Raw genomic sequence first — 14,847 nt, forward strand, 5'->3', positions numbered from 1 at the left:
TGCTATGAATTCGAGTGAGAAGGGTAAAATGAATAACACTGTATATCTGGACACATGCTACGGCCCAGTGGCTAGCAGCGTTATAAACCGTGCGGCTAACATTCGCTTATTGATCTGTGATGTTGACGGTGTCATGTCTGATGGCCTGATTTACATGGGTAATCAGGGTGAAGAACTGAAAGCTTTCAATGTGCGGGATGGCTATGGTATCCGCTGCCTGATAACCTCTGGTATTGAAGTGGCAATTATTACGGGTCGCCGCGCCAAATTATTGGAAGACCGGGCCAACACCTTAGGCATTACCCACCTTTATCAAGGGCAATCTGATAAGCTGGTCGCCTATAACGAATTATTAGTCGCATTAAAATGCCAGCCTGAGCAGGTTGCTTATATTGGTGATGACTTAATTGACTGGCCCGTGATGGCGCAAGTTGGCTTATCTGTCGCCGTGGCGGATGCCCATCCATTACTCATTCCCAAAGCGCATTATGTTACACACATCAATGGCGGGCGTGGTGCGGTACGCGAACTATGTGATTTGATATTATTGGCCCAAGGTAAACTCGAAGGTGCCAAAGGATTGTCGATATGAGTAAAACAAGACTATGGATATCAATATCCTTAGCACTGATTGCTTTAGCCTTGATTGGCTGGAATTTTTCCGATTTCAATCAACAGGATACACGAAGTGTGGCCGATGATAAGGAACCCTCATCACAAAGCCAACATACTGTAACTGTGGTTTTTAATCCGGTCGGGCAACTGAGTTATAAACTGGTGGCAGAAGAGGTTCAGAACTTCACCGCACAAGAGCTGACCTGGTTTACCAGGCCGGTGATGACGATGTTTGATGAGAATGCTGTCGCCACTTGGACAATACGCGCAGATCGCGCCAAGCTGACCAATGATAAGATGCTTTATTTGTATGGTCACGTGGAGGTTGATAGCCTAACTCCTGACGCACAGTTACAAAAAATTAAAACTGATAACGCCCAGGTTAATTTGATCACTCAGGATGTATCCTCAGACGATGAAGTTACCCTCTTTGGTGTTGGATTTACATCTAACGGCATGAAAATGCGCGGTAACTTGCGGGATAAAACCGCCGAGCTGATTGAAAAGGTTAAAACCTCTTATGAAATCCAAAAATAAAATTTGTCATTTTTTGCTTGCCAGCTCACTTTTAGCCGCAAGCCTGCCTGCATTAGCTTTAACCGGCGATACGGACCAACCCGTTCTGGTCGATTCGGTCAAACAAGCGTTAGATATGGCAGCGAATACCGTCACATTTACTGATAATGTGATAATCAAGCAAGGCACTATTGAAATTAAGGCTGATAAAGTCGTGGTTACCCGTCCGGGCGGTGATCAGAGCAAAATGGTCATTGAAGGGTTTGGTAATCCGGTGACTTTCTATCAGATGCAAGACAGCGGTAAACCCGTCAAAGGCCATGGACAGAAACTGCGTTATGAAGTCGCTAACGATTTTGTCGTATTGACCGGTGATGCCTATCTGGAGCAGCTTGATAGCAATATCAAAGGCGATCGCATCACTTATCTGGTGAAAAAACAGCAGATGGAAGCCTTCAGTGATAAAGGCAAACGCGTCACAACAGTGCTATTACCGTCCCAATTACAAGATAAAGGGCCAGCAGCTTCAGGCCAAAAGAAGAGTAACTAATCATTTATGGCAACATTAATCGCAGAAAAACTGGCTAAGGCGTACAAAGGCCGTAAAGTGGTCGAAGACGTTAGCCTGAAAGTAAAGTCCGGTGAGATTGTCGGTTTACTTGGGCCGAATGGCGCGGGAAAGACCACCACTTTTTATATGGTCGTCGGTATTGTCCAACGTGACGCCGGGCGCATTGTGATTGATGATGAAGATATCAGCCTCTTGCCTTTGCATGAGCGCGCGCTGCGCGGGATTGGCTATTTACCCCAAGAGGCCTCGATCTTCCGCCGCCTGAGTGTCTTTAACAACCTGATGGCGGTGCTGGAAATCCGTAAAGACCTCTCGTCTGAGCAACGTCAGGAGCGGGCCGATGAGTTAATGGAAGAGTTCCATATTACTCATTTACGTGACAGTCTAGGCCAATCACTTTCTGGCGGTGAACGTCGTCGTGTTGAAATCGCCCGAGCGCTGGCCGCGAATCCTAAGTTTATTCTGCTGGATGAGCCTTTTGCCGGTGTTGACCCGATTTCTGTTATTGATATCAAAAAAATTATTGAGCATCTGCGCGACAGTGGCCTCGGTGTACTCATTACCGACCATAACGTGCGTGAGACGCTAGACGTTTGTGAGCGGGCTTACATTGTAAGCCAAGGGCATTTAATCGCTCACGGCACACCACAGGAAATTTTGGCTGACGAACAAGTTAAACGTGTTTATCTGGGTGAGGAGTTCCGCCTTTAATCTTCCATACCGGCACACTGTTAATGATTTTGTTAGCCACCAGGAAAATTGATACTGCATTATGAAGCAAGGTTTGCAACTCAAGTTCAGCCAACAATTGGCAATGACTCCGCAGCTACAGCAGGCTATTCGTCTGTTGCAGCTTTCTACGCTAGAACTCCAGCAGGAGATTCAGTTAGCGCTGGAGAGTAACCCCTTGCTTGAGCAAACCGATCTTCATGAAGAGATAGATGCGAAAGAAACAGTCGACAGTGAATCGCTTGATACCCGCGAAGCGCTAGAACAAAAAGATATGCCGGAAGAACTGCCACTGGATGCTACTTGGGATGAAATTTACACCGCCGGTACGCCATCCGGTATGGGCAATGATTACAGTGACGATGAACTGCCGGTCTATCAGGGGGAAACCACCCAAACCCTGCAAGACTATTTGATGTGGCAAGTTGACCTGACGCCCTTTTCCGAAACCGATGCTGCGATTGCGACCTCTATCGTCGATGCTGTTGATGAAACTGGCTATCTTACGGTGCCGCTAGAAGACATTCTGGAAAGCATGGGGGATGAAAACGTCGCATTGGACGAGGTTGAAGCCGTGCTCAAACGAATTCAACACTTTGATCCTATTGGTGTTGCTGCCCGTAATTTGCGTGAATGCCTGTTAGTACAATTATCGCAATATGCCAAAGACACCCCCTATCTTGCCGAAGCGCGCTTGGTTATTAGCGATTATCTGGATTTGCTAGGCAACCATGATTTCCGCACGATGATCCGTTTAAGCCGGCTAAAAGAAGATACACTTAAAGAAGCCATTGCTCTGATTCAGTCACTGGACCCGCGCCCTGGTCAGTCTATTAATACCGGGGAGTCTGAGTATGTCATTCCTGATGTTTTGGTACGTAAAGACAAAGGGCACTGGACGGTCGAGCTTAATGCCGATAGCATTCCACGCCTGAAAATCAACCAGCAGTATGCGGCAATGGGCAGTAATACCCGTAATGACAGTGACGGGCAGTTTATCCGCAGTAATCTGCAAGAAGCAAAATGGTTGATAAAAAGCCTTGATAGTCGCAATGAAACGCTGCTGAAAGTGGCGCGCTGCATTGTAGAACAGCAAGTGGCTTTTTTTGAGAATGGGCCTGAATTTATGAAACCCATGGTGCTGGCAGATATTGCCCAAGCCGTGGATATGCATGAGTCGACAATCTCCCGTGTGACCACGCAGAAATTCCTGCACAGTCCTCGGGGCATTTTCGAGCTGAAATATTTCTTCTCCAGTCACGTCAATACAGAGAGCGGGGGTGAAGCTTCTTCTACCGCAATCCGTGCGCTGGTGAAAAAATTGGTTGCGGCAGAAAACCCTGCCAAACCACTGAGCGACAGTAAACTGACCACTCTATTATGTGAACAAGGCATTATGGTGGCACGGCGTACCGTCGCGAAGTACCGAGAGTCGTTATCCATCCCGCCGTCAAACCAGCGTAAACAGTTGGTTTGACCTGAACTGAGAAGGAAGACACTATGCAGCTCAATATTACCGGACATCATGTCGAAATAACCGAAGCATTACGCGAGTTTGTTACCACTAAATTTGCCAAACTTGAGCAATATTTTGATCGAATTAATCAAGTGTATGTGGTTTTAAGTGTCGAGAAAGTAAAACAAATTGCAGAAGCGACGGTACATGTGAATGGAGGGGAGTTGCACGCAAGCTCAGAGCAGGAGGATATGTACGCCGCGATTGATATTTTGGTTGATAAACTGGCTCGCCAGTTGAACAAACACAAAGACAAATTGAAACAACATTAGGGGCCCTTGTTGCTGTTATCTACCCGAGGTAACTCGAGTTGCAAAAAGGCGGCAACTGAGTGAATCCCCAAGAACTTACGAAATCAAGTCACTGGGGTGAACGAAGACCGCCAACCACATGCAGCTTGAAGTCGTCGGGTACACACAGCAAAGGTTCTACACTCGCTACATAACCTGATGCCAGCAGAGAAGAATATTCCGCTGGCATCAGGCGTAAAACAGCGCTTAAGTGAAAGATGAGATGATCAACGATCCAGCATTGCAATTAAGCTCGGTATTAAATATCGAGTGCACCAAAAGCTCCGTACATTGCTCAAGTAAAAAACGGGCTTTGGAAATTATCAGCGAGTTAGCTGCCAAACAGCTCAACCTGCCATCACAGATCGTTTTCGATGCTGTATTAACCCGCGAACGTATGGGCAGCACCGGCATTGGTAATGGTATCGCGATACCTCATGGCAAGCTGGAAGAAGATACACTGCGCGCTGTAGGTGTATTTATTCGTCTGGAACAACCTATAGCTTTCGATGCTATTGATAACCAACCGGTTGATCTATTATTTGCCTTGTTGGTTCCAGCAGATCAATGTAAAACTCACTTACACACTTTGTCTTTAGTAGCCAAGCGATTAGCTGATAAAACAGTGTGTCGTCGTTTACGGGCGGCGCAAAGTGATGACGAGCTTTATCAGATCATTACTGAATTACCGCCAGAAACAGCGTAATCATGCAAGGCAACGTCTGTTTTATCCGTTATACCCGGCTCTTGTTAGCCGGAATACAGGGTTCTAATATATAGCCCAATAGATTTCAAGGTTCAGGTGAACAAAAGTAGCCAACACGCCTGCAACTTGAAAGATGATGGGTATAAAGGGGAGTCACTCACATGGTGCTGATGATTGTCAGCGGCCGTTCCGGTTCAGGGAAGTCTGTTGCTTTGCGCGCATTGGAAGATATGGGCTTTTACTGCGTCGATAACTTGCCGGTGGTTCTGTTACCGCAATTGGCGAGTACACTTGCCGATAGGAATATCTCCGCTGCAGTGAGCATAGACGTGCGCAATATGCCTGAATCTCCGGAGGTATTTGAACATGCCATGACCCAACTGCCAGACAGTTTTTCACCGCAGTTGCTGTTTTTGGATGCTGACCGCAATACCCTGATTCGTCGCTACAGTGATACCCGTCGCCTGCATCCGCTGTCGACTAAAAATTTGTCATTAGAAAGTGCTATCGATGAAGAAAGCGACCTGCTGGAGCCTTTGCGCTCACGGGCTGACTTGATTATTGATACATCTGAAATGTCAGTGCATGAATTGGCTGAGATGCTGCGTACCCGCCTGCTGGGTAAACGCGAGCGCGAGCTGACCATGGTGTTTGAGTCCTTTGGCTTTAAGCACGGTATTCCCATTGATGCAGATTATGTCTTCGACGTGCGCTTCCTGCCAAACCCACACTGGGATCCGAAATTACGCCCAATGACCGGTTTGGATAAGCCCGTTATCTCCTTCCTTGATCGCCATACCGAAGTGCATAACTTCATTTACCAGACCCGCAGTTATCTGGAACTGTGGTTACCAATGCTGGAAACCAATAACCGCAGTTATCTGACGGTTGCCATTGGGTGTACCGGCGGTAAGCACCGCTCCGTCTATGTTGCTGAACAATTGGCCGATTATTTCCGCGCTCGCGGTAAGAATGTCCAATCACGTCATCGTACTCTGGAAAAGCGTAAATAAATGACTGTCAAACAGACCGTTGAGATCAAAAACAAGTTGGGGATGCACGCCAGACCCGCAATGAAATTGTTCGAGCTGGTTCAGAGTTTTGATGCAGAAGTGATGTTACGCAATGACAGTGGTACAGAAGCCGAAGCCAGCAGTGTGATAGCACTGCTGATGCTCGACTCCGCCAAAGGCCGCCAGATTGAGGTGGAGGCCACCGGGCCTGATGAGATTCAAGCACTTGCTGCAGTTATTGAGTTGTTTAATTCAGGGTTTGATGAAGATTAAGTTTTAATTTTGGCGATTCGGCATCTGAACAACCAAAACCCATCCTAATTAAGTATATTTAAAATCAAAACATACTAAGTAATCGTTTGCTAATCATAAAAAATGCGGCTTTTCCCCCTTGCAGAGAAATCCCACGCGAGTATAATTCGCCACAATTTGCCGGGAGATATGATGAAAAGCTGCTTGGATTTTGCCAAACATCGTCGTTTTGTTGAAAATGACCCGATTGATGGTCGACAAAATAGACTGCCAGCAGGCAGCCAGCTGCCATTCTTTCTCCTGTTGCTACACCGATCCTGAAAGGCCCCTCAATTGAGGGGCTTTTTTTTGTCTACTGATCGGCGCTGAATTTAACATTACTGTATGACAGCTGTTCATACCCAATAGATTTCAAGTTGCAGGTAAGCAGCAACATGAAAGATTACGGGCACAAAAACACCAGGGTAGCCCGGGAACTCGGGCCACCACAGAGGAGAGCGAAAATGGCCAACCCGTTGTATCACAAGCATATAATCTCAATTAACGACTTATGTCGCGAAGAACTGGAACTGGTGCTGCGTACTGCCGCCAGTCTAAAAAGTCATCCGCAACCTGAGCTGTTAAAACACAAAGTGATCGCCAGTTGCTTTTTCGAAGCCTCAACCCGCACCCGTTTGTCGTTTGAAACCTCTATTCATCGGCTGGGCGCATCAGTCGTCGGTTTTTCTGACAGCAGTAACACCTCTCTGGGTAAGAAAGGCGAAACATTGGCCGACACCATGTCAGTCATCAGCACTTACGTCGATGCTATTGTCATGCGCCACCCACAAGAAGGAGCTGCCCGTCTTGCAGCCCAATTTTCGGGTAATGTGCCGGTGGTCAATGCCGGAGACGGGGCTAACCAGCATCCGACCCAAACTCTGCTCGATTTATTCACTATTCAGGAAACCCAAGGGCGACTGGATAACATCAATATCGCCATGGTCGGTGATCTAAAATATGGCCGCACAGTACACTCTCTGACACAAGCGCTGGCTAAATTCAATGGCAACCGCTTCTTCTTTATCGCCCCGGATGCACTGGCAATGCCAGCTTATATCCTTGAAATGTTGGCAGAAAAAGGTATCGAATACAGCCTGCATGAAAGTATTGAAGAAGTGGTGCCAGAATTAGATATTCTCTATATGACCCGCGTGCAAAAAGAGCGTCTTGATCCCTCAGAATACGCCAACGTCAAAGCACAGTTTGTCTTACGCGCGGCTGATTTGAATGGCGCACGAGATAATCTCAAAGTGCTACACCCACTGCCACGTATTGATGAAATCACCACCGATGTTGATAAAACGCCTTATGCCTACTATTTCCAACAAGCGGGTAATGGGATTTTTGCACGTCAGGCGCTGCTGGCACTGGTATTAAACGCAGAATTGGCTCTTTAAGGGGATTGAACATGACTCAGGATTACAAACTACAGGTTGAAGCGATTAAATGCGGCACCGTGATTGACCATATTCCGGCGCAAATCGGGTTCAAATTGTTGTCGCTGTTCAAGCTGACCGCGACTGACCAGCGCATTACCATCGGGCTGAATTTGCCGTCTAAGCGCTCAGGCCGTAAAGACCTGATTAAAATAGAAAATACCTTCCTGACAGAGCAACAAGCCAACCAATTGGCTATGTATGCGCCAGATGCGACTGTCAACCGCATCGATAACTACGAAGTGGTAAAGAAGCTAACACTTAGCCTGCCAGAGCATATTGATGGCGTCCTCACCTGCCCAAATAGCAACTGTATCAGCCACAACGAGCCGGTTGATTCCAGCTTTAAGGTGAAGGCCAAGCAGGGTGAGATCTACCTGAAATGCAAATATTGCGAGAAAGAATTCGATCACCAAGTGGTGCTGCAAGCGGATTAATACTCGGCTGAGGCGAATATTGCTGCCTAAAAATATTTACAAAAGTGGCAATATTCGCCGTCACCCGCCATCGCAAACTTAGCTCGTGTGGGTTGCTGTAATCGAGTCCATCTTTATAATATAGAAATAATTAAACCCAATAGATTTCATGGCGCAGGAAAGCGGCAAACGAGAGAGTCCGGTAAGCTTACCTATGTAATATCAATTACAAGTAAGTGATTCGGGTGATTGAGCGCAACCAGCACATCTGCAATGTGAAAGATGACGGGTTCCTTTCCGCATTACGTAAACCAGGAGTCTACATGTCACGCATTATCAGCACAGAACTCGCCCCTGCCGCTATTGGCCCTTATGTTCAGGGTGTCGATCTGGGCAGCATGATCATCACTTCCGGCCAGATCCCGGTTGATCCAAAAACTGGCTTGGTCGCCGATGACGTATCCGCTCAAGCGCGTCAATCACTGGAAAATGTGAAAGCCATCGTCGAAGCTGCTGGCCTGAAAGTTGCCGATATCGTGAAAACCACGGTATTCGTCAAAGATCTCAATGACTTCAGTACTGTTAACGCCACTTACGAAGCTTTCTTCGCAGAACATAATGCTCCCTTCCCTGCGCGCTCATGTGTGGAAGTTGCCCGTCTGCCAAAAGATGTAAAAATCGAAATCGAAGCCATCGCAGTACGTCGTTAATTCTGCTGTTATTACCTCTACGGCTGGTGATTACCGGCCGTTTTTTAGTGTTATCCCGCGAATATTTTCTCCACCTTTCTCAATGCGCCATTGCAGATCATCATTATCAAGCTACGGCAATTTCCTGCTCAGTAATAATGCGCCTTGCTCACTAATTGCACCCAAATAGTGCTGAAATCGCTCTAATCCCCTTATTTTGCCTGTTTGAAGAGCTGGCACAGTTTATGCGTAATCTCATATACAGCCTGTTCTGTTAGCGAGGTGATAATGCTGAACATCGACCTTTCCGTATCCAGATTTTTCGATGAAATGTTACTGGCTGAAGGGAAACACCGCAGCCATTACGACGCCTACTGGCAATGGTTACAACAGGCCGACCAGCTAACCATCGCGCGTAAACGCGAGGAAGCCGCACTGCTGTTTCATCGGGTGGGCATTACCTTTAATGTGTATGGTGACGATGACGGCGCGGAGCGGTTAATTCCTTTCGACAGTGTGCCGCGCATTATTCCCGCCAGCGAATGGCAGATGCTTGACCGTGGCATCCGCCAACGTGTTCAGGCGCTGAATGCATTTCTGCATGATATTTACCACGACCAACATATTATCAAAGCTGGCATTATTCCGGCCGAGCAAGTTCTGGCTAACGACCAATATCAGCCCTGCATGCAAGGGGTGAATTTGCATCGCGACACCTACGCACACATCATTGGTGTGGATATGGTGCGCAATAGTGATGGCCTTTATTACGTACTGGAAGACAATCTACGCACGCCATCCGGCGTCTCTTATATGCTGGAAAACCGCAAAATGATGATGCGGCTCTACCCAGAACTGTTCGCCGAACAGCGTATCGCACCGGTTGAGCGCTACCCTTCCCATCTGTTACAAACTCTGCGCGAAAGCACCCCCGTTAATGATCCCACCGTGGTGGTATTGACACCAGGGCGCTTTAACAGTGCTTACTTTGAGCACAGTTTCCTGGCTCAGCAGATGGGAGTCGAACTGGTCGAAAGTGCTGACCTGTTCGTCAAGGAAGGGGCGGTATTTATGCGCACCACCGCCGGCCCTTGCAAGATTGATGTCATTTATCGCCGTGTCGATGATGCTTTTCTTGATCCACTGGCTTTCCGCCCTGACTCAATGCTGGGGATCCCAGGGCTGCTGTCAGTCTATCGCGCGGGCGGCGTGGTATTAGCCAATGCTATTGGTACGGGCGTCGCAGATGATAAATCTATATATCCCTATGTGCCGGAGATGATCCGTTTTTACCTCTCTGAAGAGCCGATTTTAGCCAATGTCCCCACTTGGCAATGCCGCCAACCCGCTGATCTGTCTTATGTATTAGCCAATATTGAGCAGATGGTAGTGAAAGAAGTTCATGGTGCGGGTGGGTATGGCATGTTGATTGGCCCGGCAGCAACACAGGCTGAAATTGCCCAATTTCGCCAATTACTGCTGGCGCGGCCGCAAAACTATATTGCGCAAGAAACGCTCGCGCTCTCCACCTGCCCGACATTCATTAATAATGGACTCGCACCACGCCACATTGATTTGCGCCCCTTTGCCCTGTCTGGCGCAGAGATTCGCTTAGTTCCCGGCGGATTAACTCGCGTAGCTCTGGCCGACGGCTCGCTGGTGGTTAACTCCTCACAAGGCGGCGGAACCAAGGACACTTGGGTATTGGAGGATGATGCATGCTAAGCCGAACAGCCAGTGAACTTTATTGGATGGCCCGTTATCTCGAGCGGGCAGAAAACATTACCCGGGTGTTGGATGTCACTAACCGGCTGTCGATGATGCCCTCCAGCAATCGCGTGAATTTTGATTTATTAGTGCCCCTTAGCCTAAGCAATACTCAAGCCCTATTTGCTGAGCATTATCCACAAGTGTCGATGACCTACTTGTTGAATTTCTTCGTGCTCGACAGCCATAACCCCAGCAGCATTTTCAGTTGCTTACAGATGGCCTGGAATAACGCCCATGCAGTACGCGGCAGCTTGTCGTCCGAAGTATGGGAAAGCATTAACGCCACTTGGATTGAGATGAAACAACTGCGTCGCCAAGGGATTAGCGCCGCTGAGATTGATACGTTTTTTGACTGGGTTAAGGAGCGCTCACACCTGTTCCGTGGTGCCGTGTATGGCACATTGTTGCGCAGCGATGCGCTCTATTTCATTCGTCTGGGCACTTTGATTGAGCGAGCTGACAGTACCGCCCGCCTGTTAGATGTCAAAAACCAATTATTGGATAGTGACGATGATCCGGTGCGCGAATATTACCGGATGGACACCTTGCTACGCGCCGTCAGCGCCCGTGAGGCATACCACAGTTTATATAAGCAACAACTCAGCCGCGAGGCGATTGCTGAATTGCTGATTTTACGTAATGAAATCCCCCGTTCCCTATTGGCTTGCGTCAACGATATGGAACAACAGTTGGCATTAATTGGCGGCAATCGCAGTCATCAGCCCCGACGGCTGGTCAGTATTTTGCTTGCTGAGTTGCGTTTTAGCAGCATCACGGATGTCATGGCCGACGGCCTGCACGTCTACCTGATGGATTTTTTAGGCAAGATAAATGCTATCGCCGACAGCATTCGTCAAACCTATCTGGAGGTCCAATGAGATTGAATGTCGATCACAGCACCCATTACACCTATGCCCAGCAGGTGCAACACAGCACTCAGTATCTGCGCCTAACCCCACAAGATTCAGCCCATCAGCGAATTTTGTCCTGGCAACTGACTTTGCCGGAAGAAGCTATTTGTACCACTGATGCTTTTGGCAATGTGCTACATGTTTTGACATTGGATAAGCCGCATCAGGCCATCACAATTCAAGCCCAAGGTGTGGTAGAGATTGAAGATAATGTCGAGGATGACAGTGGCGATCACCTCTCGCCACTGGTCTTTCTGCGTCACAGCCCACTGACGCAACCGGATGCCGCTATCCGTCAATTTGCATCCGGTTATTGTCAGGGCGTAACCACAGCGCAAGCGCAACTGGATTGTCTAACACAAATGATGGGGGAGTTACTGGCTAAAATGCCCTATAGCCCCGGCACCACAACCGTGCAAGACAGCGCCGCACAGGCTTTTGCCGCCGAGCAAGGTGTTTGTCAGGATCACACTCACGTCTTTCTCGCCTGTTGCCGAAGTTTAAATATTCCGGCACGCTATGTGAGCGGCTATCTTTATACAGAATCCTCCAGTCATGTTGCGACCCATGCATGGGCAGAAGTGTGGCTGAATGGGCATTGGCAGAGTTTTGATGTCACCAATAATACCTGCAAACCGAATCAGCATTTGAAACTGGCGGTAGGGATAGATTATCTGGATGCCTGTCCGGTACGGGGTATCCGCCGGGGTGGTGGCTATGAGGATATGCAAACCATAGCTGCTGTGCATATGTTATCTAACCCACGGCTGGATATGTCGCAATAAAGGCCTCTGATGGCAAACAAAATAGCCTAATACGTTAGGCTCTAAGGAAGGTGTTATGACCTACTGTGTGGCCATGCGGTTATCGTCCGGGTTAGTGTTTGCTTCTGATTCCCGCACCAATGCCGGCGTGGATCATATTTCCACTTTCCGTAAATTGCATCTGTTTCAGCATGATGGTGAAAGAACGCTGGTTGTGCAAAGTGCGGGCAATCTTGCTACCACGCAGAGCATTGTCAGTTTGCTACAGCGCCGATGTTTAGATGCCGAACACACTAACCTGATGAATGTGCATTCGATGTATGAAGCGGCCACACTGTTGGGTGAGACCGTGCGGGAGGTGATTAACCGGGACAGTGGTGCGCAGCAAAACAGCGGAGGGACCGATTTTAACTGCAACCTATTGTTAGGTGGGCAAATTAAAGGCGAAGGACTGCGGTTGTTTCATATCTATCCGCAAGGGAATTTTATTGAAGCCACGCAGGACACGCCCTATTTCCAGATTGGCGAAAGTAAGTATGGAAAACCCATTATTGACCGCGTGTTGAACTATGACACGGCGCTGGATCAAGCTATGCAATGTGCTTTGATCTCAATGGATTCCACCTTGCGCAGTAATTTGTCAGTGGGGTTACCGCTGGATGTGATGACCTACCCACTGGACAGTTTCAGCATCGCCCAGCAGTACCGGATCACGGAAGATCACCCCTATTTCATGATGATCCGTAAGGGTTGGGGAGAAGGGTTGGTGAGCATTTTCTCTCAGTTACCGGAGTTGAATTTAGCCAGGTGAATGGGTGCTCTGATTGGGTTATCAGAGCACTTTAGCCCATTTAACTTTCTTCGTTTCTATCCGAACTGAGCGAATCAATTCCTAACCCAATAAATCCCCTCATATGGCCTTAATATCATCTGCTGCGGCTGGAAGGCGCTTTCGCCATAACTGCTCATCAACAACTGCCAGTTACCGTCCAGCACAATACTTTCCGGCTGCCATTGTTGCGGCTCACCGCTCATGTTCGCGACCACCAGCAACTGCTTACCTTGCCAACTGCGTAAATAACACCATAAATCAGGATGTTGTGGGCAAAGATCCTGATAGTCACCAAAAGTAAACACATCATGTTGTTTGCGTAGGGCTATCAGATATTGATAGGCATAAAACACTGAATCAGCATCTGCCAGCGCAGCATCGACATTAATCTCATTATAATTACGGCAAGGCTCAATCCACGGAGTCCCTTGACTGAATCCGGCATTGTGGCTGCTATCCCATTGCATAGGAGTTCGGCCATTATCACGTGATTTAGCCGCCAGAATTGCCAATAACTCATCAGAATCGCGCCCTTTCGCACTCAATTCAGCAAACATATTCAGGCTTTCGACATCCCGGTATTGATCTATACAGCTGAAGTTTGGATTGGTCATCCCAATTTCTTCGCCCTGATAAATATAAGGCGTGCCCTGCATCCCGTGCAGCACCATCGCCAACATCTTGGCGGCAGGCAAACGCAGCGGGCCTGTATCACCCAAACGCGACACAATGCGCGGTTGGTCGTGGTTGCACCAGAACAGCGCATTCCACGCGCGGTTATGCATACCCTGCTGCCACTGATTAAAAATCTGCTTAAGTTCGACTCTGTTCGGCGGCATCAGCGACCATTTCTCACCATTGAGATAATCCACTTTCAAATGATGGAAATTAAAGGTCATCGACAACTCATCGCCCCCTAATGCCGCATAGCGCTGACAATGATCCAAGCGAGTGGAGGACATTTCCCCGACAGTCATGAGGCCACGAGGCTGAAACACATCGCGGCTCATTTCTTGTAGAAATTCGTGGATACGAGGGCCATCGGTATAGAAACGGCGGCCATCACCGTCAAAATCATCAGGGAAGTCTTGTTGCTTAGAGACCAGATTAATCACATCCAGGCGCAAACCATCCACACCAATATCAGCCCAAAACTCGCACACTTTTTTTAGTTCATCACGTACAGGTTGATGTTCCCAGTTCAAATCAGCCTGTTCTGTTGCAAATAAATGCAGATAATATTGGCCACTGGCCGCATGCCATTGCCAGGCATTGCCGCCAAATTTAGAGCGCCAGTTATTGGGTAAATTGTCACCCTCGCCATCACGCCAAATATAAAACTGCCGATAAGGGCTGTTGCGGTCCTGTGATGCTTTAAACCATTCATGCTCAGTAGACGTATGGTTGAAGACCATATCCATCACGATGCGAATGCCGCGTTGATGGGCTTGCGCGACCAGATGCTTAAAATCATCCAAAGTGCCATAAGCCGGGTCAATGGCGCAGTAATCCGCGACGTCATAGCCGTTATCCACTTGCGGCGAGACATAAACCGGTGTCAACCAAATGGCATCAACACCCAGCTTTTGCAGATAATCCAACCGTTGCGTCACTCCCGCCAGGTCACCGTAGCCATTACCGGTGCTGTCCTGAAAACTCTTCGGGTAAATCTGATAAATGACGCCGTTTTGCCACCAAGGGATAGGATTATTCATAACAGACTCTTTTTCATTGAGAAAATAACTCCGCCAGAGAATTTCTTCTGGCGGATATCCGGAT

The 14,847-nt window shown here is 48.2% G+C and carries 18 protein-coding genes; 16 read left to right on the top strand and 2 right to left on the bottom strand.

From position 1 onward, the window contains the following. Positions 1–28: 28 nt before the first annotated feature. From kdsC to npr, 9 genes are all read left to right on the top strand, one after another. Complete coding sequence (kdsC, locus tag F0T03_RS19040; RefSeq protein ID WP_159680099.1) at positions 29–592, top strand: 3-deoxy-manno-octulosonate-8-phosphatase KdsC; 564 nt, start codon at positions 29–31, stop codon at positions 590–592. Then, complete coding sequence (lptC, locus tag F0T03_RS19045; protein WP_145555194.1) at positions 589–1,152, top strand: LPS export ABC transporter periplasmic protein LptC; 564 nt, start codon at positions 589–591, stop codon at positions 1,150–1,152. Before kdsC ends, lptC begins: the two co-directional genes overlap by 4 nt. Continuing rightward, entirely contained in the window at positions 1,136–1,681 is a 546-nt protein-coding gene (gene lptA / locus F0T03_RS19050; protein WP_145555193.1) for a lipopolysaccharide ABC transporter substrate-binding protein LptA, read from the top strand. Before lptC ends, lptA begins: the two co-directional genes overlap by 17 nt. A 6-nt stretch (positions 1,682–1,687) precedes the next feature. Continuing rightward, the gene (gene lptB / locus F0T03_RS19055; RefSeq protein ID WP_004392029.1) at positions 1,688–2,413 is read left to right on the top strand and encodes an LPS export ABC transporter ATP-binding protein; all 726 of its coding nucleotides are present in this window, start codon (positions 1,688–1,690) and stop codon (positions 2,411–2,413) included. 61 nt (positions 2,414–2,474) lie between these two features. Next, complete coding sequence (gene rpoN, locus F0T03_RS19060) at positions 2,475–3,908, top strand: RNA polymerase factor sigma-54 (RefSeq protein ID WP_145555192.1); 1,434 nt, start codon at positions 2,475–2,477, stop codon at positions 3,906–3,908. Positions 3,909–3,931: 23 nt separating this feature from the next. Then, positions 3,932–4,219 carry a ribosome hibernation promoting factor gene (gene hpf / locus F0T03_RS19065; protein ID WP_004392031.1) on the top strand — a complete coding sequence of 96 codons (288 nt, stop codon included), beginning with the start codon at positions 3,932–3,934 and terminating at the stop codon, positions 4,217–4,219. Between the two features lie 241 nt (positions 4,220–4,460). Continuing rightward, positions 4,461–4,943, top strand: a complete 483-nt coding sequence (gene ptsN / locus F0T03_RS19070) for a PTS IIA-like nitrogen regulatory protein PtsN (RefSeq protein ID WP_145555190.1) — start codon at positions 4,461–4,463, stop codon at positions 4,941–4,943. A gap of 161 nt (positions 4,944–5,104) precedes the next feature. Continuing rightward, positions 5,105–5,956 carry an RNase adapter RapZ gene (gene rapZ / locus F0T03_RS19075; RefSeq protein WP_005162486.1) on the top strand — a complete coding sequence of 284 codons (852 nt, stop codon included), beginning with the start codon at positions 5,105–5,107 and terminating at the stop codon, positions 5,954–5,956. Beyond that, positions 5,957–6,229 carry a PTS phosphocarrier protein NPr gene (gene npr / locus F0T03_RS19080; RefSeq protein ID WP_005162489.1) on the top strand — a complete coding sequence of 91 codons (273 nt, stop codon included), beginning with the start codon at positions 5,957–5,959 and terminating at the stop codon, positions 6,227–6,229. Between the two features lie 64 nt (positions 6,230–6,293). Here the strand turns inward: npr and F0T03_RS19085 are convergent, their stop codons facing one another. Further along, a complete protein-coding gene (locus F0T03_RS19085) occupies positions 6,294–6,500 on the bottom strand; it encodes a hypothetical protein (RefSeq protein ID WP_145555189.1) in 207 nt (68 codons plus the stop codon). A gap of 211 nt (positions 6,501–6,711) precedes the next feature. Here F0T03_RS19085 and pyrB point away from each other — a divergent pair, with 211 nt between their 5' ends. From pyrB to F0T03_RS19120, 7 genes are all read left to right on the top strand, one after another. Beyond that, positions 6,712–7,647 carry an aspartate carbamoyltransferase gene (pyrB, locus tag F0T03_RS19090; RefSeq protein WP_159680101.1) on the top strand — a complete coding sequence of 312 codons (936 nt, stop codon included), beginning with the start codon at positions 6,712–6,714 and terminating at the stop codon, positions 7,645–7,647. Positions 7,648–7,658: 11 nt separating this feature from the next. Further along, positions 7,659–8,123 (top strand): aspartate carbamoyltransferase regulatory subunit, encoded by a 465-nt coding sequence (gene pyrI / locus F0T03_RS19095; protein WP_145555187.1) that lies wholly within the window; start codon positions 7,659–7,661, stop codon positions 8,121–8,123. 302 nt (positions 8,124–8,425) lie between these two features. After that, complete coding sequence (gene ridA / locus F0T03_RS19100) at positions 8,426–8,812, top strand: 2-iminobutanoate/2-iminopropanoate deaminase (RefSeq protein WP_004392344.1); 387 nt, start codon at positions 8,426–8,428, stop codon at positions 8,810–8,812. Between the two features lie 267 nt (positions 8,813–9,079). Then, a complete protein-coding gene (locus tag F0T03_RS19105) occupies positions 9,080–10,516 on the top strand; it encodes a circularly permuted type 2 ATP-grasp protein (protein WP_159680103.1) in 1,437 nt (478 codons plus the stop codon). Further along, positions 10,510–11,439 carry an alpha-E domain-containing protein gene (locus F0T03_RS19110; RefSeq protein WP_159680105.1) on the top strand — a complete coding sequence of 310 codons (930 nt, stop codon included), beginning with the start codon at positions 10,510–10,512 and terminating at the stop codon, positions 11,437–11,439. The genes F0T03_RS19105 and F0T03_RS19110 overlap by 7 nt, the downstream gene beginning before the upstream one ends. Next, positions 11,436–12,257: a transglutaminase family protein gene (locus F0T03_RS19115; RefSeq protein WP_159680107.1), complete on the top strand. Its 822-nt coding sequence runs from the start codon at positions 11,436–11,438 to the stop codon at positions 12,255–12,257. The genes F0T03_RS19110 and F0T03_RS19115 overlap by 4 nt, the downstream gene beginning before the upstream one ends. A gap of 55 nt (positions 12,258–12,312) precedes the next feature. Further along, positions 12,313–13,047: a proteasome-type protease gene (locus F0T03_RS19120; protein ID WP_159680109.1), complete on the top strand. Its 735-nt coding sequence runs from the start codon at positions 12,313–12,315 to the stop codon at positions 13,045–13,047. 74 nt (positions 13,048–13,121) lie between these two features. Here F0T03_RS19120 and treC read toward each other — a convergent pair whose 3' ends face one another. Further along, on the bottom strand, positions 13,122–14,783 hold the full coding sequence (gene treC, locus F0T03_RS19125) for an alpha,alpha-phosphotrehalase (protein WP_159680111.1): 1,662 nt from the start codon (positions 14,781–14,783) through the stop codon (positions 13,122–13,124). Positions 14,784–14,847 lie beyond the last annotated feature (64 nt).

Source organism: Yersinia canariae (assembly GCF_009831415.1).
GTDB classification, from domain to species: Bacteria; Pseudomonadota; Gammaproteobacteria; order Enterobacterales; family Enterobacteriaceae; genus Yersinia; species Yersinia canariae.

Bases quoted from the DNA above. Each gene is read 5' to 3' on its own strand.
- kdsC (WP_159680099.1), top strand. From the start codon at position 29: ATGAATAACACTGTATATCTGGACACATGCTACGGCCCAGTGGCTAGC.
- lptC (WP_145555194.1), top strand. From the start codon at position 589: ATGAGTAAAACAAGACTATGGATATCAATATCCTTAGCACTGATTGCT.
- lptA (WP_145555193.1), top strand. From the start codon at position 1,136: ATGAAATCCAAAAATAAAATTTGTCATTTTTTGCTTGCCAGCTCACTT.
- lptB (WP_004392029.1), top strand. From the start codon at position 1,688: ATGGCAACATTAATCGCAGAAAAACTGGCTAAGGCGTACAAAGGCCGT.
- rpoN (WP_145555192.1), top strand. From the start codon at position 2,475: ATGAAGCAAGGTTTGCAACTCAAGTTCAGCCAACAATTGGCAATGACT.
- hpf (WP_004392031.1), top strand. From the start codon at position 3,932: ATGCAGCTCAATATTACCGGACATCATGTCGAAATAACCGAAGCATTA.
- ptsN (WP_145555190.1), top strand. From the start codon at position 4,461: ATGATCAACGATCCAGCATTGCAATTAAGCTCGGTATTAAATATCGAG.
- rapZ (WP_005162486.1), top strand. From the start codon at position 5,105: ATGGTGCTGATGATTGTCAGCGGCCGTTCCGGTTCAGGGAAGTCTGTT.
- npr (WP_005162489.1), top strand. From the start codon at position 5,957: ATGACTGTCAAACAGACCGTTGAGATCAAAAACAAGTTGGGGATGCAC.
- F0T03_RS19085 (WP_145555189.1), bottom strand. From the start codon at position 6,500: ATGGCAGCTGGCTGCCTGCTGGCAGTCTATTTTGTCGACCATCAATCG.
- pyrB (WP_159680101.1), top strand. From the start codon at position 6,712: ATGGCCAACCCGTTGTATCACAAGCATATAATCTCAATTAACGACTTA.
- pyrI (WP_145555187.1), top strand. From the start codon at position 7,659: ATGACTCAGGATTACAAACTACAGGTTGAAGCGATTAAATGCGGCACC.
- ridA (WP_004392344.1), top strand. From the start codon at position 8,426: ATGTCACGCATTATCAGCACAGAACTCGCCCCTGCCGCTATTGGCCCT.
- F0T03_RS19105 (WP_159680103.1), top strand. From the start codon at position 9,080: ATGCTGAACATCGACCTTTCCGTATCCAGATTTTTCGATGAAATGTTA.
- F0T03_RS19110 (WP_159680105.1), top strand. From the start codon at position 10,510: ATGCTAAGCCGAACAGCCAGTGAACTTTATTGGATGGCCCGTTATCTC.
- F0T03_RS19115 (WP_159680107.1), top strand. From the start codon at position 11,436: ATGAGATTGAATGTCGATCACAGCACCCATTACACCTATGCCCAGCAG.
- F0T03_RS19120 (WP_159680109.1), top strand. From the start codon at position 12,313: ATGACCTACTGTGTGGCCATGCGGTTATCGTCCGGGTTAGTGTTTGCT.
- treC (WP_159680111.1), bottom strand. From the start codon at position 14,783: ATGAATAATCCTATCCCTTGGTGGCAAAACGGCGTCATTTATCAGATT.